The sequence below is a fragment of the Prosthecobacter sp. genome, from assembly GCF_044232965.1.
Taxonomy (GTDB): domain Bacteria; phylum Verrucomicrobiota; class Verrucomicrobiia; order Verrucomicrobiales; family Verrucomicrobiaceae; genus Prosthecobacter.
The window spans coordinates 162775-184319 of the sequence record NZ_JBIIKX010000002.1; the positions used below are offsets into that span (position 1 = coordinate 162775).

The 21545-nt window shown below is 60.5% G+C and carries 20 protein-coding genes; 8 read left to right on the forward strand and 12 right to left on the reverse strand.

The features are described 5' to 3' along the window. Positions 1 to 300 carry a DUF4412 domain-containing protein gene (locus ACILSI_RS01575; RefSeq protein WP_395720118.1) on the reverse strand — a complete coding sequence of 100 codons (300 nt, stop codon included), beginning with the start codon at positions 298 to 300 and terminating at the stop codon, positions 1 to 3. 111 nt (positions 301 to 411) lie between these two features. Further along, a complete protein-coding gene (locus tag ACILSI_RS01580) occupies positions 412 to 654 on the reverse strand; it encodes a hypothetical protein (RefSeq protein WP_395720080.1) in 243 nt (80 codons plus the stop codon). 98 nt (positions 655 to 752) lie between these two features. Between ACILSI_RS01580 and ACILSI_RS01585 the strand changes: the two genes are divergently transcribed. The 5 genes from ACILSI_RS01585 (at position 753) to ACILSI_RS01605 (ending at position 4832) form a co-directional block, all read left to right on the forward strand. Then, positions 753 to 2051: an ABC transporter permease gene (locus ACILSI_RS01585; protein WP_395720081.1), complete on the forward strand. Its 1299-nt coding sequence runs from the start codon at positions 753 to 755 to the stop codon at positions 2049 to 2051. A 12-nt stretch (positions 2052 to 2063) separates the two neighbouring features. Continuing rightward, a complete protein-coding gene (locus ACILSI_RS01590; protein WP_395720082.1) occupies positions 2064 to 2873 on the forward strand; it encodes a DUF6576 domain-containing protein in 810 nt (269 codons plus the stop codon). Positions 2874 to 2918: 45 nt separating this feature from the next. Continuing rightward, complete coding sequence (locus tag ACILSI_RS01595; protein ID WP_395720083.1) at positions 2919 to 3485, forward strand: hypothetical protein; 567 nt, start codon at positions 2919 to 2921, stop codon at positions 3483 to 3485. Between the two features lie 112 nt (positions 3486 to 3597). After that, the gene (locus tag ACILSI_RS01600; RefSeq protein ID WP_395720084.1) at positions 3598 to 4197 is read left to right on the forward strand and encodes a L,D-transpeptidase; all 600 of its coding nucleotides are present in this window, start codon (positions 3598 to 3600) and stop codon (positions 4195 to 4197) included. A gap of 182 nt (positions 4198 to 4379) precedes the next feature. Next, positions 4380 to 4832: a hypothetical protein gene (locus tag ACILSI_RS01605; RefSeq protein ID WP_395720085.1), complete on the forward strand. Its 453-nt coding sequence runs from the start codon at positions 4380 to 4382 to the stop codon at positions 4830 to 4832. Positions 4833 to 4897: 65 nt separating this feature from the next. Here ACILSI_RS01605 and ACILSI_RS01610 read toward each other — a convergent pair whose 3' ends face one another. From ACILSI_RS01610 to ACILSI_RS01625, 4 genes are all read right to left on the reverse strand, one after another. After that, positions 4898 to 5515, reverse strand: coding sequence for a cyclase family protein (locus tag ACILSI_RS01610; protein WP_395720086.1), 618 nt, complete (start codon positions 5513 to 5515; stop codon positions 4898 to 4900). Between the two features lie 50 nt (positions 5516 to 5565). Beyond that, positions 5566 to 7653 (reverse strand): hypothetical protein, encoded by a 2088-nt coding sequence (locus tag ACILSI_RS01615; protein ID WP_395720087.1) that lies wholly within the window; start codon positions 7651 to 7653, stop codon positions 5566 to 5568. Positions 7654 to 7727: 74 nt separating this feature from the next. Then, entirely contained in the window at positions 7728 to 10688 is a 2961-nt protein-coding gene (locus ACILSI_RS01620; RefSeq protein WP_395720088.1) for a PAS domain S-box protein, read from the reverse strand. A 134-nt stretch (positions 10689 to 10822) separates the two neighbouring features. Then, complete coding sequence (locus ACILSI_RS01625; RefSeq protein ID WP_395720089.1) at positions 10823 to 11266, reverse strand: 23S rRNA (pseudouridine(1915)-N(3))-methyltransferase RlmH; 444 nt, start codon at positions 11264 to 11266, stop codon at positions 10823 to 10825. Between the two features lie 693 nt (positions 11267 to 11959). Between ACILSI_RS01625 and ACILSI_RS01630 the strand changes: the two genes are divergently transcribed. Then, positions 11960 to 12178, forward strand: a complete 219-nt coding sequence (locus tag ACILSI_RS01630; protein WP_395720090.1) for a hypothetical protein — start codon at positions 11960 to 11962, stop codon at positions 12176 to 12178. Between the two features lie 92 nt (positions 12179 to 12270). Here the strand turns inward: ACILSI_RS01630 and ACILSI_RS01635 are convergent, their stop codons facing one another. Genes ACILSI_RS01635 through ACILSI_RS01660 form a run of 6 tightly spaced genes read right to left on the reverse strand, consistent with a single transcriptional unit; the run spans position 12271 to position 19411 of the window. Further along, positions 12271 to 13242, reverse strand: coding sequence for an ABC transporter ATP-binding protein (locus ACILSI_RS01635; protein WP_395720091.1), 972 nt, complete (start codon positions 13240 to 13242; stop codon positions 12271 to 12273). Continuing rightward, a complete protein-coding gene (locus ACILSI_RS01640) occupies positions 13239 to 14234 on the reverse strand; it encodes an ABC transporter ATP-binding protein (RefSeq protein WP_395720119.1) in 996 nt (331 codons plus the stop codon). The genes ACILSI_RS01635 and ACILSI_RS01640 overlap by 4 nt, the downstream gene beginning before the upstream one ends. Then, positions 14234 to 16294 (reverse strand): extracellular solute-binding protein, encoded by a 2061-nt coding sequence (locus ACILSI_RS01645; RefSeq protein ID WP_395720092.1) that lies wholly within the window; start codon positions 16292 to 16294, stop codon positions 14234 to 14236. Before ACILSI_RS01645 ends, ACILSI_RS01640 begins: the two co-directional genes overlap by 1 nt. Beyond that, entirely contained in the window at positions 16291 to 17811 is a 1521-nt protein-coding gene (locus tag ACILSI_RS01650) for an ABC transporter permease subunit (RefSeq protein WP_395720093.1), read from the reverse strand. Before ACILSI_RS01650 ends, ACILSI_RS01645 begins: the two co-directional genes overlap by 4 nt. After that, positions 17808 to 18107, reverse strand: a complete 300-nt coding sequence (locus ACILSI_RS01655; protein WP_395720094.1) for a hypothetical protein — start codon at positions 18105 to 18107, stop codon at positions 17808 to 17810. Before ACILSI_RS01655 ends, ACILSI_RS01650 begins: the two co-directional genes overlap by 4 nt. Positions 18108 to 18112: 5 nt before the next feature. Beyond that, complete coding sequence (locus ACILSI_RS01660) at positions 18113 to 19411, reverse strand: ABC transporter permease subunit (protein WP_395720095.1); 1299 nt, start codon at positions 19409 to 19411, stop codon at positions 18113 to 18115. Between the two features lie 109 nt (positions 19412 to 19520). Between ACILSI_RS01660 and ACILSI_RS01665 the strand changes: the two genes are divergently transcribed. Next, positions 19521 to 20564 carry a retropepsin-like aspartic protease gene (locus tag ACILSI_RS01665; protein WP_395720096.1) on the forward strand — a complete coding sequence of 348 codons (1044 nt, stop codon included), beginning with the start codon at positions 19521 to 19523 and terminating at the stop codon, positions 20562 to 20564. A gap of 165 nt (positions 20565 to 20729) precedes the next feature. Further along, entirely contained in the window at positions 20730 to 21536 is an 807-nt protein-coding gene (locus ACILSI_RS01670; RefSeq protein WP_395720097.1) for a cytochrome c3 family protein, read from the forward strand. Positions 21537 to 21545: the final 9 nt, after the last annotated feature.

Genomic DNA, 21545 nt, shown 5'->3' on the forward strand with positions numbered 1-21545 from the left:
TTATTTCGGCAGCGCGGGCATTTTCATCTCGCTGTAGCCTTCGGGGGCGGTGAACTCTTTTGCGTCGAGCTCCTGCTCCTTGGCCGAGACCAGCGACGTGGAGATGTTTTTGCCCATCGTGGTCATTTCGGATTTCACCACCATGCCGCCGAAGTCGGCGGCCTGCGGTGCCATCTTCGCCATCGGGTTGCCCATGGCCTTGCCGAGCTTGTCGCTGACCGCGTTGATCTCGGCGAACTTGGGAAAGTCCTTCACCACCCAGAAGCGGCCTTTGCCCAGCGGGCCGTCCCAGGTGAAAATCTCAGCCTCCCACTCGCCGACTTTTTTCTTTCTGCCCCGTCGTCACGGGTTTGGCGGGCGCATGCTTCTCGAGAGGCACCGCAGCCTTGGCGGCCATTTCCATGGCGGTTTTCAGAGTGCCCGCATCCATCCGCATGAGCTTTTTTGGGCGTGCATGAGCACGGTCATGCCCTCGGCGCTCAAGATGGCGCTCATTTCCGAGCCGATGTCCACACGGGCGAGATCGCCTTTGATCTTGGTGGTCATTTCCTTCTCCTGGCCGTCGGTGTTGGTCTTTTGAACCAAGACCCAGTCGGCGCAGGCGATCGCGGTGGTGCAAAGCAGCGCGCCAAGAGCACGGAGGTAAGTTTTCATGATGCCGGGAGAGTACCCGAAAACGACTTCGGTGGTCAATCTCGAACGTCTGCGGCCTTGAACCGCGTTCTTCCAGCCCTCATGATCCACGCCACCGCATGAGCCGCCTCTTTGCCTTTCTCAGCCATCACCTTGCCGGTTCGGGCATGCTGCTCGCGTTGCTGCTGCTGTGCGCCTTCTTCAGCGTCGTGACGTGGACGGAGCAGCATCCGCAAGATGCGGCGGCGGCGAGGCAACTGGCAGCGCAGATCGCTCCGAGCGCGAAGGTGCTCATCGTGGTGCGCCCGCAGGCTGAGGACACTGTCTTTGCCGAGGCTCTGAACACCGCGCTCGGTTCTCGGGCCGAAATCGTGAAGGGCGAGCCGAAAGACGCCCGCGCGGCTTTGGAACGTGCCGCTGCTTCCGGCGGGCTCGATGTCATCGCCTGCAATCAAGCCACGGCGGCGTGGCTGGTGTTCAGCGAACTTGGCACCGACTTTCCGGCGCTCAAAAACACGCAGGTGCTCAAACCGAGGGCGCAGTCGTGGCCGGTCTTTCTGAAGGCCGACAACCTGCTCAACATTGCCAATCAGATCGCCGTCATCGCCATTCTCGCCATCGGCCTGACGATGGTCATCATCACCGGTGGCATTGATTTGAGCGTGGGCAGCCTGATCGCGCTCTCCGCCGTCGTCACGACGATGCTTGTGCGGGACTGCTTTGAAGGCACGAGCGCGAGCGTGGGAGGGATGCTGATCGCTGGATTGGGCGGCATTGCCTTGTGCGGTGTGTTCGGCTGGATCTCCGGCATGTTCATCACGCGCCTGCGCATGCCGCCGTTCATCGTCACGCTGGCGATGATGCTGGTGTGCAGCGGCCTGGCGTATCGTCTCGCGGACAATCAATCCGTCTATCAGGTGCCCGATTCCTTCGTGTGGCTCGGTCGTGGGTCGGATTTGCTCGGTCTGCCGAACGCCGTGGTGCTCATGCTGCTGCTGTATGGCGTGGCGCATGTCGTGATGACGCAAACCAGCCTGGGGCGGCATCTTTACGCCGTCGGCGGCAACTCCGAGGCCGCGTTCATCTCCGGTGTGCCGGTGAAGCGCGTCATTCTCATCGCTTATGTGATCTGCGGCCTGCTTGCCGGTCTGGGCGGCGTGGTCACCGCCTCGTTGCTCAAGAGCGGATCGCCCACCTACGGTCAAATGTATGAGCTGTATGTCATCGCCGCCGTCGTGGTCGGTGGCACCAGTTTGAGCGGTGGCAAAGGCACGATGCCGGGCACCTTGATCGGCGCGTTCATCATCGCCGTGATTCAAAACGGCATGAACCTCACCAACATCGGCAGCAACGACCAGAAAATCGTTCTCGGGCTTGTCATCCTCGCCGCCGTGCTCGTGGATCGGCTGCGAAAGTGAAACCCTCCGCTTATGTTCAACTCCTGGCTCCCTGAATCCCAAGACCGCCTGCCGCTGACGTGGTGGAAGCAGCATCCGGTTTATCTCGCCGCCATCATCGCGCTCGTCGCCGCGGCGAGCATGATCGTCACCGCCGTGCTCGGCTACGATCTGATGGGGCACTTCGTCTTCACATTCGACCGGGCCTTTGGCGAACTGCACCTCTGGACGCCACTGACCTATGTACTTTTCAATCCGCCCAGCCTGTGGACGCTGATCGGCTGTTACCTGCTGTGGAGCTTTGGCGAGGCCGTGGAGAGGCATCTGGGCCGCCGGGCCTTCGTGCGGATGTTGCTGCTGCTCTTGCTCGTTTCGCCGCTGCTCATCACCGTGCTTGGATTGCTCGGCATTCGCGGTCCGGGCTGCGCGGGCATTTTGCAGCTCGAATTCGGCGTGTTCATCGCCTTCGCCACGCTGTATCCACGCGCCAAGATCAGCATCATCATCCTGACCATTGATGCCTGGGTGCTGGCGGCCATTTTCGTCGGCCTCAATGCGTTGGGCAGCCTCGCGGCGCGTGACTGGCTGTCGCTGCTCCTCCTCGCCGCCAACGTCGGCTCCGCCTACGCCTTCATCCGTTATGAAACCGGCGAGTTGAAACTGCCCTCCATGCCGAAACCGGCCTTCAAGCCTGCCAAAGCCAAGAAACCCGCCACACCACACGCTCCCACGGTCGATGACATCCTCGACAAGATCAGCCGCGAGGGCATGCAAAGCCTGACCGCTGAAGAGCGCCGCATTCTCGACAAGGCGAGCGATGAGATGAAACGTCGTGCCCGTTGAACTCGTCTGGAGCGCGATCGTGTGACATAGGCTGCCAGCCTGTGGGTGAATCGAAAAGAACAGGCAAGGCTGCCTGTTTCACGCCCCCTGCCGCCTGAAACGCCTCGAAGGAACTTCAAACCGCTTGCCGCCCCTCTCCGGCATGACCATGCCCAGCCTAGGTTTGGCCCGCCCCACCCGGCTTATCACGCCGCCAAACCGAAGTTTGGTCGTACCAAACCCAGGTTTCACCACGCCAAACCATGGTTTGGCCGTACCAAACCGTGGTGTGGTGCCACCAAGCCTGAGTTCGGCCGCGCCATGCCTGGGTTTGACGCCACCACACCGTGGCTTCACATCATCAAACCGTGGTGTGGCCGCACCACACCGTGGTCTGGTGCCACCAAACCTGGGTTTGACGCCACCCATCCCAGGTTTGGCCGTGCTAAACCGTGGTTTGACGCCACCAAACTGCGGTTTGGCGGGGCGAAAAGGCGGATTCGGGTCCACGGGCCCAAGCGCGGTGCGTCCACGGGCCAAACGCCCCAATTCATGCAGCAAAGGGGCGGGAGTCGATCGTTGGCAGCAACGGCTGAACCAGCTTGGGCGGTTCTCAACTCACGAAGAGCCTAAGCCGCCGGGTTTTCGACTTGGCAACGGGCCTGCGTGTGGCAGCCTCGGCGCTGTGTTGAATGGGTTGCGGCAGCGAAGACCGGGCGGGAGGCTTTACCTCCTGGCCGCCGCCTTGCCCCTGCTGCTGCCGCTTTGCCTCGCCTCCTGCCAGGGCCTGCGGAAGAAGCCTGCCGCCTTCGAGCATCCACGCTGGCACATCGATGAGGAGCGCTGCGCCGCTGCGAAGCCGGGCAAGGTGCGCCTGGACATCTCCCTGGCGAGCCAGACCGCCCAACTCCTCGACGAGGATTCCTGCGTGCTCGTAGAGATGGATGTCTCCCCAGGGCTGCCTGGGCACGAAACTCCGACCGGCGAGTTCAAGGTGAAGGAAAAACTGCCGCTCAAACGCTCCAATCTCTACGGGCAGTATGTGCGACCGGGCACGGGCGAGGTCGTGGTGCCGCGCACCTGGGAACATGCGGGGCCGAAGCCTGAGGGCACCGAGTATCTTGGCATCGCCATGCCGTTCTGGCTGAGACTGACCGATGATGGCGTGGGCGTTCACGTCGGCGGTTTTGAACGCGGTCGCTGCACCAGCCATGGCTGCATCCGCTGCCCCGAGAAGCCGCAGCAGCAATGCTGGGAACTGTGCAGGCCAGGCGTGCGAGTGAGCGTCCATCGCGCGGTGCATCCGGTGCCATCGCGGTTGCAAGAAAGAGTCGGCGCTCAATAGCCGAAGGAGACTCCGTTTGTCACGAATCGATTCCCGGCCCTTTCCTGTTCGTGATTTGTTTTGTCAGCCAATTGCAGCATGACCTCGTTTTCGCTTCCCGAGGAGCAGTGTCGCGTGCTGGAGGCGGTGCTGGGCATGAAGTCTTGAAATTTTAGACGGAACCGCCATTGATCCAGCCCGCCATGTACAGGTTTCGTCTGCTCCTCATCTGTTTGCTCTTCGGCTGTGCCACGTCTCGGAAAATGGACATTACCCAGACCCTGCCACCACCCGCCGGCCTGCGCTCCGTGACGGCGCATGTGCAGGATGGGGCGGTGTGTTTTGCCTCGCAGCCTCCAGCCACCCTGCGCATCAGAGGCGGGCAATGCCTGCTCAAGTTCGGCGAGAATGAGGTGAGGCTGCCGATGTGGCCGTTTGCCGATGATGGCATTCCCACAGACGGCGCCTTCACCGTTGAATCCGGCGCCTATGACTTTGCCTGCTGGCAGAATGAAGCGGCCTTCGTGATCAGCATCGGCGGCAGTTTGACCGCCACGCGGGCCGAGGCCCGCTACCACTTTAGTGACTCGCGTTTGGTGCGGACCGAGCGCTTGATCAAGTCGATGGACGAACCGCTGCGCGTGGAGAGCCGGTAGCTCGCCTTGATCGCGGGTTGCTTCACTCCGCCTTGTTTAGGATTGGCCAGCCAAAAATCAGCGGGTTAACGCAGCACCACTCGGCATGGGGCGCCGTCCGCGCCTTCGAGTTTGAGGGGCAGGCAGATCAGCTCGTAATAGCCGGGTTTGATGTCGGAGAGGTTGAGGCCCTCGATCACCCAGATGCCGGCACCGAGCATGATCTGATGGGTTTCGACGCCGTCTTTGTTGAAGCCGCCGATGCTGAGGTAGTCCACGCCGACGGTCATGACGCCTAGGTCGGCGAGATACTGTGCGGCGTCGGCGCGGAGGGAGACGAAGTCTTTATCGAACTCGTTCATGGACCAGCTCCGTGTCGAATTGCGGGTCTTGAAGAGCACCCGCTGGCTGCTGGAGAGCCGGATCTTTTTGAGGTCGTCTGCGGTGATCTGGTCCTCGCAGTCGAGTTCGAAGACGCGGCAGCGACCGATGACGGCCTCGAAGGGCAGTTGCTCCATCGTCATGCCATCGGCGATGAAGTGCCGTGGCGCGTCCGTGTGGGCGCTCATGGAGAGGTGGGTCAGATTGCACACCGCGCCGTCTTCCATGCGGTTCACGCGGGTGATCTTGCACTCGGGATCGCCGGGCCAGTGAACCATGCCGTCCCGCAGCGGTGTGGAGACATCTTTCCAGGGGCGTTTCATAGGCGGTGAACGAACTCGCAAGCAGGCCGACCGCAAGGGCCACTTGTGGGTTACTTGGGCGAGACGGGGGCGGGTTCGGCCTGGGGCTGCCAGGTGAGGGTGCCGTTTTCGTCCTTGAGATAAATGACAGGGATGGACTTGCCTTTGGGGCCGTCTGGCAGCAGGCGGCCTTCGGCGTCGAAGTTGGCGATGCGGGCCTTGGCGTAGCGAATCCAGCCGAGGCGCTGGCCGGAATCGGGATCGTAGCGATACACATCGCGCCATTGCTTCGGTGTGGTGAGGCGCGGGCTGACGTAGGCGGGTGCGGTGGAGCGCTCCAGGACATCGGGGAAGAGCACCTGGCTGAGCAGGGTGAGATTGAGTCCACGCAGCATGTGACGCTCGCCGAGGGAAAGCTTGTCCGGCGGGGACATGGTGTCGATCTGGCCGGAGGCCTGCTCGACGAGGACGCCTTGCATGATGAGGCGGTGAAGCTCGGCGCGGACATCGGCGACGGCAGATGATTTGGGCGAGGCGGTGGCGAGCGCGTCCAGCTCGCGCTGGGAACCCAGGTAGAAGGGGTGAAAGCTGGCGATGGCGTGCAGGACTTTTTCGATGGTCTGGCGGGCGGTGAGGCCGGTGGTGTTTTCGAGCCGGGCGTTCACGGCGGTGCGGATGGCCTCGCCAAGCTGGGTGCGGAGCTTGCCGGCCTCGTCCTTGCGTTTTTCATCGCGTTCTGCTTTGGCGAGGGCATCCGATGGCTGTTTGAGGCCGAGGTAGAGCTTTTGCAGGCCTCCGCGTTCGGCGGGTGTGAGGATTTGATCGAGCAGACGGCTGCGGAGGTTGGTGTCCTTGAGGCTGAAGGCGAGGAGGACTTTGATCCAGCGTGGATCGGTGTCGGAGGCGGGGAGGCCGAAGTCGGGGTTGTGCGTTTGATAATGGATTTCGGAAACGCGGCCCTGCTCATCGTAGAAGTGCATTTCGTTGGGCAGCATGTAGAAGCTGAGGATGGCGGGGGCGCTGATGCTGGCGCCGTTGTCGGCGAAGAGGCCGATGTCGATGCGGTGGCTGCGGATGCCGGTGCTGTTGATCACCGGGGGCTGCCAGCGGACACGGATGCGCATGACAGGCTTGCCAGGGGTGCTTTCGATGCTGACGAAGCGTGGATCGCCTTGAAGCAGCGCGGCGCGCATCTGCAGCGGTCCTTTGACGGGGTTGAGGGTCTTTTCGAGGCTGATGAGCAGGCCGTGCTCGGCTTCGTTGCCACGCAAAATGCGGGCGATGGAGACGGGCGTGTCGGCGAGCTGCCAGGGATAGGGACCGGTGTGCTCGAAGTAGTTTTTGCCCGCCTCGATCTTCGTCTCTTCAAGGATCTGCATGATGACGAGGGGCGGAATTTTCTCCGGTGTCATCTCATGGGCGATGCGGACCATTTTTTCCTCGTCGATTTGGGTGCCGTCGAAGACCACGGGGTGCGCTTTGCCGGTGAAGTAGTCCTCGGGCGTCCGCACCCATTTGTTTGAGCGGCGGAAGACGGACTGGAGCGTGGGGCTGAGCAGGTGTTTTTCGATGAGGAGCTTCTGCGTGTCCGGCGGGAAGGCGGCGGTGGTGGAGAGCAGGGCCTGGAGGAAGGGCTGGTCGGTATAAGAGGAGCCTTGTGAGATGAGCAAGGCGGGCGTGTTCACCGGCAGGAGATCGCCATAACCGCCGATACCGTTGGCACCGATGTCGTGATCCTGATGCTCGGGGTAAATGAAGAGGTTGTTGGAGAGATACTGCTGGGCCAGGAAGCGGTTTCCGCTGGGTTCCATCATGTAGAGGCGCGGGAGGCAGCCGAGCTGCTCGGCACCGGAGGCCATGGAGCAGTTTCCGAAGGTGGGCTGCTGACGGACTTGCTTGGCGGCGCCGACATCGTCAGCTCCGGCCTTGTGAACCTGCAACTGTGGATAGAGCGCTGTGTTCAGCGGCGAGTGCTGGCCGTCGCGGTTCTCATAGCTGATGGCCTTGAGTCCGGCGGCGGTGCCGTTGATGAACCATTCGTTGAGCCACTTTGCGACCTCGTCCGTCCGGGTGGTGACTGGTTGCTGAGCATGAACGACCGAAATGCCCAGCGTGAGGAACGCAAGGAGGCGCAGGGCGACCGTGGGCGTGAGATGCACCCGCCATTGTCAAGGCGGCACGAGGGATGGTCAAGCGGCGTGGTGATTCAGAAGCCAGGAGGCGATTCGTCACCTCACGCGTCACTGACGACGAGCGGGAAGCGCAGACGGACTTCAGCGCCCTGGTCCGGGCTGCCCTGGACGAAAAGCTGGCCGCGCATCTGATCGGCAAAGACAGCGAGGATTTTGAGGCCGAGGCCGGTGCCTTCGCCGGGGTGGAAGTCTGGTGGCAGGCCGAGACCGTCGTCACGCACGGTGAGCTCGCCGCTTTCCTCCGTGTAGCTCAGTGTGGCGGTGATCTGCCCCTGGCGACCATGCGGGTAGGCGTGCTCGAAGCAGTTGGAGAGCGCCTCGTTGAGCGTGAGGGCCAAGGGCATGAGCCATTCCGGCAGCACAGGGCCTTCCTGGATTTCGAGACGCACGCTGATCTGCTCCGCCGCCACCTCGTAGCATTGACGCAGATGGGAGACCAGATCACGAGTGAAGTCGCTGAAGGTGTCGCCTTTTCCCAGGGCGATCTGATACAGATGCTGGTGCAGCGCGGCAATGGCGCGCACACGGTTTTGGCTGGATCGCAGGGCGTTGCGGGCGTCCTGGTCGCTCACGCCGTTGATCTGCATGTTCAGCAGGCTGGAGATGATCTGGAGATGGTTTTTGATGCGGTGATGCGTCTCGGTGAGGAGCAGCTTTTCACGCTCCAAATCGACCACGGGCCAGCGCTGGCTGGAGGATGAGATCACTTGGAAGGCCTGCGGCACGGCGGCGGTCAATGCCTGGACGCGTGGCGATGAAGCGACGTTTTCTGTCACGGCCACGTTCTCCGTGATTTGCGTCTGGACTTCAAAACCGCCGCTTTCCAACACTCGGGCACTCATCAGCACCTCACCACGGCTGCCATTGCCGCCAAAGAACGGATGCAGGATGAACTGCTGCGGATCGTCGGCCTGCTGGGCGAGGTCGGCGAAAAATCCCGTGGCGTCGGAAGGGCGGAAGAACTGGTGCAGCGGACGGCCAACGGCGGCGGACTCCTCAATATCAAAAATCTGCCGTGCGCGTTCCGTCCAGGTGCGCACGCGGCCGTTCGCATCGGTGGTGAGCAGCATCTCGGTGGTTTGTCGTGCGGTGGCCAGGTCTGGTGCGCGTGTTTCGATGCTGACGGGGGCTGAAGGCACAGGTTCGGCCGCTGTGGTAGGGGGCGGGGCAGCCTCCTGTAGGAAGTGAACCGTGCAGTGCATCTCACCTTGCGCGTCTGTCACGGTGGCGAGATGCAGAATGGCGTTGGCGAAGGTGCCGTCGGCGCGCTTGATGCGAACACCGAGCGCCTCGGCCTGACGGCCGCTTTTACCTAACTGACGCAGGGCATCACGCCGCGCCGTGGCGCTGTCAGGATCCAGCCAGGCGTCAAACGGGTAACGGCGCAGCTCGGCCTTCGCCTGGCCGAGCAGCGTCTCGGCATGCTGGTTGACCTCAAAGATGACCCCGGTCTTGTCCGTCAGCACCACGGCAACGGGACTGCCCATGAGCAGGGTCCGTAGCTTGGCTTCCATGCTGCGGAGCTGCTCCTCATGCCGCGTGTGCTCGGTGACGTCCTGAATGCTGACCAGCAGCCCGCCGCCTGGCAGTGCTGCGGGGTGAAACTCGAGTTCCTTGAGCAATCCGTCCGCCGTGGCGAGTGAGAGCGTGCGGGTGAGCTGGCGGCGCCACACGCTTTCACGCCAGACGAGCGTGACCTGCTCGCGGTGTTCCTCAGTGGGGCAGGCGTGAGAAAGCCACTCTTCGACAGTTTGTTCTTTCTCGAACGGACGACCGAGAAGGCGGGTAAGGCGCTCGTTTTGGAACAAGGGCGCGCCGCGTTCGTCGAGCACGAAGACGCCGCAGGGCACGCCTTCAAGGTAAGTGCGCAGGCGAGTTTCGCGTCGGCTGAACGCTTGCTGTGCCTCGGCAAGCGTGCGCAGCTCCTGCCGGGCGCGAAGCAACTCTTCTTCCATGCGTTTGATGGAAGCATCAGCCGCAAGGTGAGATGCCGAGACTGGTGTCGGTGTCGGCACCGCCTGCGGCATCTGGAGGGTGACCTGCGTGATCTGTTCTGCCGCCTGAGGAGGCAATCCCACCAACATGAAGAACGGGGATGCTGCGTCAGCGTTTTTCTCGTTCAGGACGGAAACCAGCCAGCGCGAGGGAGAGGTGGGATCGGCGGATAGTTCCGGACGCGTGGTGATGCATGCGGAGGACTTGCCCGGAACAGCAGACAGCTCGGCAAGCGTTTCGAGCACCTGCTGACGCAGCGCGGCGCTGTCACGGCCATCTCTCCAGACATCCCAAAAGCAGGTGACACCCTCCTGAATGCCTTTGTCGAGGGTCAAACGTGCGGCGGTGACATTAGCGCGTTGGATGACCCCTTGCGCGTCCAACAACAGCATGGGCTGGGCACACTCGATCAACTGCGGAACTTTGGGAATGGAGGGCGCAGACGCATGATTTTCGGTCGAAACGGCGGAGCCTTCCTCATCCGTGACCGGTTGAGGGGCGCTGAATTTCTCGCAGGTGACCATCAGACCACCGACGGAGGCATCGCGCTTCTTCCGCCAAGGACGCACTTCCCAGCGGTAAACCAAATGGCTGCCATCCGGGCCGTTCAAAGCATCATGCTCACTGCGTACGATGTGGCCCTGCAGCGCTCGTTCATAAACCTGCCGCCATCCAGGATGCAGCCCTGGAAAAATCTCATACTGGCTCCTGCCAACGAGCGGCTGAACCTGCTGGAGGCCAAACTCGCTGATCCACTGCCGGTTGGCCAGCATGTAACGCATGGCCCTGTCGAACATGGCCATCGCCACCGGAGCGTTCTCCACCAGCGCACCCAGCACCAGTTCCATGTCCTCCGTTTCCGTCCCGGAGGTATCGTGGCTGGTTGCGGCGGGAAAGGCGGCCGAACTGAAAGTACGGCGTATCGGTGTCTCCTCCCCTGCTTTTTTTTCCAAGGGCGCGGTTTGCGCCTTGGGTTGAATGACATTTTTGAGGATGGAGGAAGACATTGCCGATGAAACTCAGAACTTTTTAAAAGTTAACTTCCCCTAGATTCTCTACAAGGCGAAAATGGGACGATTTGCGACTCATTTCAGCAATAATCAGGCCGACAAGCAAGCCGCATCATTACCGAGTCATGCCATCAGCCTTCGCGATGGTAGGGCTCGCCACGCAGAATGGCGTGGGCACGATAGAGCTGCTCGGCGAGCACAATGAGCGCTATGTCGTGTTGCAGGGTGAGCGTGGAAAGCGACCAGCAGGCATCCGCGTTGGCCCGGAAGGAGTCGGAATGACCATCCGCTCCGCCAATCAAAATACTGATGCGTTTGCGAGAAGAAATCTTCTCTTTTTCGATCCAGCGCGCCAGCTCTACGCTACGCAGTTGCTTCCCACGCTCATCAAGCACCACACGCAGTGAATTTTCACTCGCAGTCATCATCTGTTCCTCGACTTGGAGCCTGCCACCTTCTTTGATCACAATGTGCTCAAAGCGGCCATGGTGCTTCAACCGCTGCCAATACAGATCCAAGGCTGTTCTCACCCAAGCATGCCCAGGCTTTCCGACAGTAATAATACGCCAATTCATGCGAGGCAGCTAAGCAGGTCAATTTGTATGGAAAATAAAGAAAAGATGAAAATTGTTGCCCAACATCACCATCGTTGTTGTTGCATAATTTAAAAAGATCGTTAAAATGAGAATGGTAGTTCAAAAATTAACCGCTTGCCATCGCATATGTCCCCAAAACTTCTAAACCCTGTTCGTTTAGTCGCAGCCAGTTCTGCGGCCCTCATGCTGGCTTCTTGTGCCATGCCGCCTCGTCAGGCTTGGCAGGAGATTCAAACTCGCGGCCTGATCACTTACTATTTAAACGGTGAGAGTCGGCCGCTTGGTACTAAGAGCAACACGACACAGGTGCTGGCTCAGAACAACACGAGCGCGCCGACATCTGCCAATGCCTCCCTGGTGGGGCCTGTCGCTCCTTCCACGCCTCCTCCTTCCATGCCGAACTCGTCTAGCATGCCGGTGGCCCAATCTGTCCCTGACCTGCCTGGCTATGTGCGTACACCTTTCACCAATCCTCCACGCTTGGTCGATGTGCGTGGTATGACAGCAGGTTCCAAGGTGGTCTGTCCTTATACTCAGCGCCCGTTCTTGGTGCCAGGCGGTGTTTCAATTCCATCCTCCAGCATCGCTTCCGCCCCAAGTCGGCCGAAAGTGTCAGAACCGCAGGAACGCCCCCGCACCTCTCCGGTGACGCCAAACACCTCCGTGGCGGCCATGAACAAGCCCACACCCAGCGCTCCGACGTCTGCCGTGACTCCTACAACCAGCCCTGCGGTTGAGCTTCCCTATGGCAGTTCGATTGCTGGACGCCCAGGATTTGTGAACAGCCCGTATGCTGCCAAGCATCAGTTGGTGGATGTGACCGGCCTTCCGGTCGGCATGGAGGTCAAATGCCCCTACACTGGCAAGCTCTTCCGCGTGCCACCGCAGTAGTCCAAAACACATTTACTTCCAAAACCCCGTCTGGTCTTCCGGGCGGGGTTTTCGTTTTCAGAAGGATGCGCTGTCTTCGACCACAGCACCAATTACTCCACGCAGCATGGACAAGGCTGCACGAAATGCCCCGGTGAGACTTCCTTGAGAGTGAGGTCCATGTTCACGCTGTCCTGCCACTTCGGATGCTTCATGCGGTGGCCGAACGCGCAGCCTGCCGGTGGATTGATTGGCGAAGGAACATCGCCGCGCAGAAGTCTGCGCTCACGGCGCTTCGTCGGATCGGCGATGGGGATCGCGTCGAGCAATGCCTTCGTGTAGGCGTGGCGTGGATTGCGATAAAGCTCGGCCGCAGGGGCAACTTCGACGATTTTGCCGAGATACATCACCGCCACGCGATCACTCATGTGCTGCACGACGCTGAGGTCATGCGCGATGAAAAGGTAAGCGAGGCCGAAGTCGCGTTGGAGCTCCAGCAGGAGGTTCAAGACCTGCGCCTGCACGGAAACGTCGAGCGCGGAGACGGGTTCATCGCACACGATGAGCTTGGGCTTCAAGGCGAGCGCCCGGGCGATGCCGATGCGCTGGCGCTGGCCGCCGCTGAACTCGAAGGAGTAGCGATGCAGCGCATCTACTGGTAAACCGACACGTTTGAGCAGCTCGGCGGCCCATTCGCCGCGTTCGGCACGCGTGCCCATCTTTTGAATGATGAACGGTTCTTCCAAGATCTGCCCGATGGTGTGGCGCGGGTTCAGCGACTCGGCGGGATCTTGGAAAACCATCTGCATTTCACGGCGAAGCGTGCGCAACTGGCTTTGTGACTGGGTGGAGATGTCGTTGCCGTTGAAGTTCACACTGCCAGCCGTCGGTTTGAGCAGCCGCACGACCGATTTGGCCACCGTGGACTTACCGCAGCCGCTTTCACCGACGAGACCGAGTGTTTCGCCAGCTTTGAGCTCGAAACTCACGCCATCCACCGCCTTGCACGTCGCCTTCGTCGTGTAAAACACGCCACCACGCACCGGAAAGTGCATCTTGAGGTTCTGGACGGTGAGGAGGCTCATGACGCGGACAGTTGTGAGGCAAAACACGCGCAGGCTTCGACGCCGTGACCGTGGCCGCAGTCTTTCCAAGGCTGACGTTGGTTTAAAACGCTGTCGTCGTGCTTGTTGGGGCAGCGGGAGGCGAAACGGCAGCCGACGGGCATTTCGCGGAGGCTGGGGACCATGCCGGGGATGACGGGGAGATCGGTCTTCGGCGGATGATCGAGTTTGGGCAGGCAGCGGATGAGACCCTGCGTGTAGGGATGCAGCGGTTTGGCGAAGATTTCATGCACGGGGCCGCGCTCGGCGATGCGGCCGGCATACATGACGGCCACGTCGTCGCACACTTCGGCGATGACACCGAGGTCGTGAGTGATGAGGATGACAGCCATGCCGGTTTCGCGTTGGAGACGCTTCAGCAGGTCGAGAATCTGCGCCTGCACAGTCACATCGAGCGCGGTAGTCGGTTCGTCGGCGATAAGCACTTTTGGATGACACGAGAGTGCCATAGCGATCATCACACGCTGGCGCATGCCGCCGCTGAGTTGATGCGGATACTCGTTCACACGTTGCTCAGGAGCAGGAATGCCAACCCATTCCATGAGCTCGACGGCACGCTTGAGCGCTTTGTCGGGAGACATGGGCTCGTGGAGCTGAATTGCCTCGATGATTTGCTTCCCGACACGTAGCACGGGGTTCAGCGCGGTCATCGGCTCTTGGAAAATCATGGCGATGTCGTTGCCGCGAATCTTCCGCATCTCCTCGATGGGCAGCTTGGTCAAATCGCGGCCTTCGAGCAGCACCTCGCCACCGAGAATGCGTCCGGAAGGCTGGGGCAGCAAACGCATGAGGCTCATCGCCGTCACGCTTTTGCCACAACCGCTCTCGCCGACGACGCCGAGCGTCTTGCCAGCCTCCAGCGTGAAATTGACATCGTCCACGGCGGTGAGCAGGCCGTTGTCGGTCTGAAAGCCGACGCGCAGGTTGCGAACTTCGAGCAGAGGCGTCGCTATCACTTGGTTCCTCCTGATTTGAGGTTGTGATCGAAGACCTGATCGGTCTCGGGGAAAGTTTTGCCGCTGCGGATCGCTGCTTCGGTCTCGCGTTTCACGTCCTCGTCGATCCAGTGGAGGTGATTGGACATCGGCAGCTCGCTCACGGCGACGTTGAAGGTCTTCTCCGGCCACTTCACCCAGCGCCAGTAAGCCACGCGGTAGTAGTTCTGCTCGTAGCCGGGAATCCACGCCGCTTCGTCATGAATGATCTGATCAGCGCCCCAGGAAGCGTTGCGAATCTCCTCGATCGTCGTCGCGCCGCGTTCGGCCTCGCAGAACTTGTCCATGCGCGGATCGGCGAAGGAGCACAGGTTGTTGGTGTTCGGCCGCGGCGTCTTGCCGTCCTCCATGAACGCGTCTTTGGAATGCCAGGCCTGGTAGTGATCGGGAATTGGCGGTGTGACGCTGAAGGCCACCGACGCGGCCTGATGTTTCTTCTGCGTGGCCTTTTGGAAGTAGGACGTGCTTTCGAGGCCTTCGAGCTTGTATTCGAGTCCGGCTTTGACCGCCTCTTCCTTGAGACGCTGCATGACCTTCTGAACAATCTCGGTCTTGCGATGCAGGATTGTCACGGTGAGGCGTTCGCCTTTGTCGTTCACGAGAACGCCGTCGTTGCCGAGCTTCGTGTAGCCCGCCTTGGCAAAGTGCTCGCGGGCGAGCTGCACGTCAAAGGGCCGCGCTTTGAGCGGTGGATCGCCGATGAGCGGGAAGCCTTCGCTGAAGGTGTTTAGGCGCTGGAAATCGCCGCGCAGGTCGAAGTCGATGACCTTTTGGTAGTTCGTGGCGTAGCTGAGGCCGAGGCGCACGTCCTTGTTGTTGAGCGGCGGCACGGCGCAGTTCAGCCACAGGCCGGCGTGGGAACCGGGCCAGATGTTGTAGAACTTCGTCTTGTGGATGTAGCCTTTGTGAACTTCGGGAATCTCCAGCTTCTCATACCAGTACTCCGGGATGCCCATCATGAGCTGCTCCACGTCGAGCTCGCCCTGGCGGAAGAGTTCCAGCACCTTGTCCTGGAGGCGAATCACGCGATACACGATGCGGTCCACGTTGAAGCGGTGCTTGTAGAATTTCTTGTCCCGCGCCCACCAGTTCTTCACGCGGGAAAGCGTCACGCTGCGGCCGAACTGGATGTCCTCCTCGTGAATCACATACGGTCCGGCGCTCGGGCGGCAGCGCCATTGATAGCGCTGCTCAAAGTCCGGCCCGAACTCGCGGTAGAAGTGCCGCGACATCGGCGAAGTGCTCACATAATACGGCGCGAGCGGCTTTGGATCCGTGAGCGTGATGGACAGCGTGCGGGCGTCGTAGCGGGCGATGTTGGAGTAGTTCGTGCCATACCACTCGTTGCCGAAGGGATTCTTCGGATACTCGCTGAGCTGCATGTAGAAGTGGTTGAAGAAATCATCCGCCTCGACGGGTGTGCCATCGGAGAAGGTCGCGTCCGGGTCGATGCGGAAGTACACGGTGCGATTGTCCGGCGAAACGGCCCACTGCTTCGCCACGCATGGGATCACGCGTCCCGTCTCGGGATGCAGATTGATCAGTGACATCTCCACGTCGTCGTATTGATAGCCGCGGAAGGAGCTGTTGCTGTTTTCCCCAAGCACACGCAGCGTTGGCGGGAAGGAAAGGATGTAATCCCGGATCGTGCCGCCCTTCTTCGCGTTCGCATCGCCGATCTCCGGCTCGTTCATGCCGTCCTCCCACTTCAAATCGGCCGGAACATCCTCCGGCTTGGCAAAGGTGAAGTACTCCGGTTTCTTCAGCCGCTCGCGCACTTTGACCAGTTCGGCCTCCAGCTCGGCTTTTTTGGCTGCGTCGGCTTCTTTGGCGATTTGAGCCGGAAGATCCTTCTCCTGGCTCTGCAAGCCCTCGAGCACCTTCTTGTTGTAGAAGCCCCAAAACGCCTCGCGCTCCTTCGTGCCATCGTAAGGCGGAAAATCGGCTGCATGCAGCGCCCCGCCAAGCAAGGAGGCGAGCAGAACTGCGAACAGCGAACTGGGAACAGAGAACTTCATTGGTAAGTCGTGAACTTCTTCGGATCAAAGGCCTCCCGCAGCGCCTCGCCGACGAAGGTGACGAGCAGGAGGATGAAAACCATCGCGGCGAACATCGAGGTGGAGATCCACAGCGCGGAGAGGTGGTTCACGCCGTCGTCAAACAGCCAGCCCCACTGCGGATAGGTCTCCGGCAGGCCAAAGCCAAGGAAGGCCAGCGCGGTGATGGAGGAGATGATGCCCGCGACGCTGAACGGCACCTGCGTGACCACGGTGGCGAGCATGTTCGGCAGCAGGTAACGAGTGAGGATGCGCCAGGTGCTGGCGCCTTGCAGCCGGGCGGCGGAGATGTAGTCACGCTCCTTCTCCTTGTAGGCCAGCGCACGCAGCGAGTAGGTGAGGCTCGTCCACGAAAAGAGGCAGATCACGGCCAGCAGGATGACGAGATTCATCTCCGCCACGGTGATGATGCTCACCACGATCATCACGATGTAGAGGAAGGGCAGCTCCTCGATGATCTCGATGATGCGCTGAAAGGTGATGTCGAACACACCGCCAAGGAAACCCATGAGCGAGCCGATGATCATGCCGACGCCGTAAGTGAAGGCCAGGTAGAGCACGATGGCCTTCAGATTGACCTGCCAGCCGCCATAAATCTGCGCCAGCACATCCCAGCCCTTGCTGTCCGTACCGAGGAAATGGCTCGCCTTCCACAACGGCGGGATCGGAGGATAAATCGTCACTTCATACGGTGTGACTGCCGCCTTCTCGAACTCCGCCTGCGGCATCTCGCCCGTCCATTTCTCGCGGTCCTTCACACCGGCTTTGTAGAAGGCCGAAAACGCCAGCGCCCCGTTTTTGGCAAAGCCCTGCGACTCGCCATCGGGCACGCCCTGGCGAAAACGCGTGTCCGTGTGCTTCTGCGTTGGCGCATCCACATACGAGGTGCGTGCGCGGCCGGAATACGGCTCGTCATCGCCGGGCTTGAACCATTTCCCGTCGCGCTGCTCCAGCGTGATGGATTGCAGCGTGTCGGAATCGAGCACCGGGTCCCACGGCACGACCGGCATGAGCACAAAGCCGCGCTTCTCCTTGCTCAACTGCTGCTTCAACTCGCGATAGCTCACCTCCTGCTCGCCTTTGAGGCCGAAATCCTGCGCTTGGTAGCGCTTTGTCACAAAGGCCGGGAAAGTCGTCTTCCCATCGCAGCGCACCATGAGCGCTCGCTTGCCGACGATGATCTGATCCAGCATCGCCAGCGCGATCAAGGCCAGCAAGATGCGGAACGACCACCACCCGCGCCCGATGCTGCGGAAGCGGCGGAAGCGCTGCAAGGTCACCGGCGTCCAGCGGATCTCACGCGGCAGGAACAGCAGCCCTAGCACGCCACCGGCGATCAAGAGCACCGAACTCGCCCATCCAAACGCGCGGCCATTGCTAAAGAACCACGACACCGTCGGAATCAGCAGTCCGCACAACTCGCCGAGGATCGCGAGAGCGCCGAGGATGATCGCGGTGATGGAGAGTTTGCGGTTCATTTTTGCATTTCGACCAGCATGAGGTCGAACATTTGTTCCAAGTTGGTCGAGCCCGGCCAGCTTGTGTGATCGAAGCAGCGCAGATGCAATCTCAGCCTCTCCAACCTCGACTCATCCCACTGCATCAGCGCGAAGGGTATATCGTGGAGTGCTTCCATGAGGTCGTTTGTCTGTTGTGCGGCGTCTGTTGAAGGCTGGATCGTAATGTTCCGCACATAACACAGAGTCCGATAAATCGTCCAAAGTGCGGCTTTCAGCACTGGTTCAGGAGCGAGAGTGGAAGTGGGCTCGTTCATACAGGTCACTCAAATCGAATGCGCGGGTCGAGCCGCGCGGTGATCATGTCGGAGAGCACGTTGCCTAGCATGAGCAGCAGTCCGCCGACCGTGACGGTGCCCATGACGATGGGGTAATCCTTCTCAAGTAGGGCGTTGAAGCCCATGAGGCCGAAGCCGTCGATGTCGAAGATGCGCTCGATCAAAAAGCTGCCCGCCACGAGCACCGTGAGCGCCTGGCCCATCGTGGCGGCGGCGGGGATGAAGGAATTGCGCAGCGCATGGCCGATGACGGCTTTTTTAAACTCCACGCCCTTCGCCACGGCGGTGCGCACATAATCGCTGGCGAGTTGGTCCAGCAGGTTGTTCTTCACCAGCATCGTCAATCCGGCGAAACTGCCGACCATGTAACAGCACAGCGGCAGGAAGGCGTGATGGAAGAGATCGTAGATTTTGCCGAAGAAGCCGAGTTCGGCGAAATCCGCGCTCACAAAGCCCTCCAGCGGGAACCAGCGCAGCCGCGCCGCAAACAGCACCATGAGAAACACGCCGAGCACGAAGCCCGGGATCGCGTAACCGAAGAAAATGAGCACCGAAGTGGCTGTATCGACCGGCGTGCGATGCTTGATGGCCTTTAGCACGCCCAACGGCACGCACACCATGTAAGTCAGGATGATCGACATCACGCCGTAGAAGAGCGAGATCGGGAAACGGCGCTTCATCATCGTCCACACCGGCTCCGAGTAACGCGTGGAGTCGCCCAGGTTGCCTTGCAGCACGCCCGCGAATTTCGGCTGGTAGATCAGCGCCACATAGGGCTGCGGTTTGTCGAGCTTCTGGCCGGGATTCGCTTTCTCCCATTCCTGCTTCTGCTTTTCCGGCGTGATGATGCGTGCCCGCCAGACGGAGGTGTCCACCTCCTTGAGCGGCACGATCTCTGCCTCATCCTTTGCATTGCGCTTCACCGTTACCACATTCGCCGTGCCAGGCAGTTTGACCTCGGTTTCGGTCTTCCCTTCGGCAAAGTCGGCGCGGGAGCGGTTCGTGTCCTTCGGCCAGGCACCCAGCCACGAGGCGTAGGCGGCAAGGAAGGGTTTATCATGCCCATATTGCTCTTGGAGCTTTAAGAGCTGCTGCGGCGTCAGTCCGCTCGATTGCTGACGATTGCTGCCACCGCGCTGGCCGTCGCTCTTCATGCGGGCCTCCAGCAGCGCCTGCTCCATCGGCCCGCCCGGCGTGAAGCGGATGATGAAAAACACCACCAGCGTCATGCCGACGAGTGTCGGCGGGATGAGCAGCAGGCGGCGGATTAAATAGGCGGTCATTCAGGTTGGTGAAGCGTAAACCTCCGACAGTACGTCTGTGCGCACAAGGATTTGTGTGCGATTTGCGCGTGTTGACAGAAATGCGTGCCGCGTGGATGGCTTGCGCCGCATGAACCGACCAACCTGGAGCACCGGACTGCGACTCGCGCAGATGATCATTGTGGTGCTGGGTACCGCAGGGTGTGCGGATTCTTTCGCGGTCAAAAACGAGGCGGTGTCGGCGGACATTCAAAGGCAGCTTCAAGCGCAGGCGGTGCCCGCCTCGGAGCTCAAAGTGAGCAAAGGCAGCCTGAACGTGCGCACGCGCAGCACGCCGCCGCCCGAAGGTGTGTTGAAGGTGCCGATGTATTATGAGAACGGCATACCGCACATCAAAGTGAGTCTAAACGGCCACAAGCCGAAGAAGTTCATGTTCGACACCGGGGCGACTTTCAGCGTGTTCGATGCGGAGCAGGCGGTGGAGTTTGGCATGCGCACCGTGCCGCAGGTTCGGCCGACCATGTCCGGCGTTTTGGGAAAAGAGCCAGGCATGGCAGCGCTGATTCCCACGGTGCAGATCGGTTCCTGGCGGCTGGAGAACCTGCCGTGCATTCTGCGCATGCAGCGCACGGCTTGGGGCAGCGGCATTTTGAAGGAACATCTCGGCATCTCCGTGCTCGGCGTGCATCTGGCGGCGGCGAACTGCAAATACCTGACGCTGGATTTCCTCGAGGATGAGGTGGAGTTCGGTTTCATCCGCAGTTTTGCCGGTAAAACCCGCAAGCACATGCACAAGTCCAGCCTCAGCATGAAAAGCGGGGTTCCGACGACGACACTCAAGTATGGTCGTGTTTCCTGGGAGGCTGTGGTGGATTCGGGTTCCGTCTTCGGTGTCCAACTCGATCATACGGTCGCTCGTCTGCTTGGCTACAAGAACGGTGGTTGGAATGTGGGCGGGAACTATCTCATCACCGGCGTGGGCGGAGCGCAAACCCCCACGCAGGCAAATGTCCGAGTGCTGGAGTTTCAAGCGCTGGGCTTGTTTGGTTCCTACTATCCCTTTGCCGAGGTGGATGTGATGCCCGGCCCCTCACGTTTGGGGACGTATTTGCTGGAAGACTATCGCGTGACGCTGGATTTCGAGCATGGGCTGCTGCTGGTCGAGTGGGGTTGAATTGGAGCGCACAGATCCGCATTTTTTTGCGACGGAATCGCAACATGACAATCTTGGCGCATAAAAGTTTAAAAAGATCAAGATGACGGTTGCAAACCTGCTCGCGTCTCCCTATTCTGGAAATCCTTGTGAAATTTTTCACAAGCTCATCTGCCGTCATCAATTATGGGTAACTTTTTTCCGCGTTGGACCAACTGGCTGCCGCTCAAGGTAGCCATTGCCGTCGTGTTCATTGCCTTCGGCGTGAGTGTCGGCGTCGCCTACTACTTCACACCGAAATACACCCGCGTGGGCTACGAGCCGACCCAGCCGGTGCCTTTCTCCCACAAAATTCATGCCGGTCAGCTCGGCCTCGACTGCCGCTACTGTCATAGCTTTGGCGAGGCCTCCAGCCACTCGAACGTGCCGACGAACCAGACCTGCTTCAACTGCCACGGACCAGGCAAAGGCAACATCCGCAGCAATTCTCCCAAGCTGGAACTCGTCGTGAAGGCCAACGAAACCGGCAAATCGATCCCCTGGGTTAAGATTCACAAGGCTCCTGATTACGTTTACTTCAATCACAGCGCCCACCTCAATCGCGGCATTTCCTGCGTGTCCTGCCACGGCAAGATCAATGAGATGGAAGTGGTCCGCCACGACCAGCCGCAGTCCATGGGCTGGTGCCTCGACTGCCACCGCAACCCTGAGAACAACCTGCGCCCGCTGGAGCAGATCACGAACCTCAATTTCAAGCCCGCTGACCTGAAACGCGCGGATTTCTACAAAGGCCTGCTCGACAAGAAGATTCCGGCCAAGGAAATCGCCACGGTGATTGGTGGTGAGGCTGCGAAAGCCGACGACCTCGACCAGCTTCTCAAGCTCGCTGAAACCACTTATGGCAAGGAAGTGACCCAGGCGGAAGTGGGCACCCAGCTCAAAAAGCACTGGCAGATTCAGCCGCCAGAAAACTGCACCGCCTGCCACCGCTAACCCCGCGCC

Coding starts and splice junctions, on each gene's coding strand:
- ACILSI_RS01625 (WP_395720089.1), bottom strand. CDS start 11,266: ATGAATTGGCGTATTATTACTGTCGGAAAGCCTGGGCATGCTTGGGTG.
- ACILSI_RS01630 (WP_395720090.1), top strand. CDS start 11,960: ATGAACAAGCCCACACCCAGCGCTCCGACGTCTGCCGTGACTCCTACA.
- ACILSI_RS01665 (WP_395720096.1), top strand. CDS start 19,521: ATGAACCGACCAACCTGGAGCACCGGACTGCGACTCGCGCAGATGATC.
- ACILSI_RS01655 (WP_395720094.1), bottom strand. CDS start 18,107: ATGAACGAGCCCACTTCCACTCTCGCTCCTGAACCAGTGCTGAAAGCC.
- ACILSI_RS01605 (WP_395720085.1), top strand. CDS start 4,380: ATGTACAGGTTTCGTCTGCTCCTCATCTGTTTGCTCTTCGGCTGTGCC.
- ACILSI_RS01635 (WP_395720091.1), bottom strand. CDS start 13,242: ATGAGCCTCCTCACCGTCCAGAACCTCAAGATGCACTTTCCGGTGCGT.
- ACILSI_RS01585 (WP_395720081.1), top strand. CDS start 753: ATGAGCCGCCTCTTTGCCTTTCTCAGCCATCACCTTGCCGGTTCGGGC.
- ACILSI_RS01650 (WP_395720093.1), bottom strand. CDS start 17,811: ATGAACCGCAAACTCTCCATCACCGCGATCATCCTCGGCGCTCTCGCG.
- ACILSI_RS01660 (WP_395720095.1), bottom strand. CDS start 19,411: ATGACCGCCTATTTAATCCGCCGCCTGCTGCTCATCCCGCCGACACTC.
- ACILSI_RS01620 (WP_395720088.1), bottom strand. CDS start 10,688: ATGTCTTCCTCCATCCTCAAAAATGTCATTCAACCCAAGGCGCAAACC.
- ACILSI_RS01610 (WP_395720086.1), bottom strand. CDS start 5,515: ATGAAACGCCCCTGGAAAGATGTCTCCACACCGCTGCGGGACGGCATG.
- ACILSI_RS01580 (WP_395720080.1), bottom strand. CDS start 654: ATGAAAACTTACCTCCGTGCTCTTGGCGCGCTGCTTTGCACCACCGCG.
- ACILSI_RS01645 (WP_395720092.1), bottom strand. CDS start 16,294: ATGAAGTTCTCTGTTCCCAGTTCGCTGTTCGCAGTTCTGCTCGCCTCC.
- ACILSI_RS01590 (WP_395720082.1), top strand. CDS start 2,064: ATGTTCAACTCCTGGCTCCCTGAATCCCAAGACCGCCTGCCGCTGACG.
- ACILSI_RS01670 (WP_395720097.1), top strand. CDS start 20,730: ATGGGTAACTTTTTTCCGCGTTGGACCAACTGGCTGCCGCTCAAGGTA.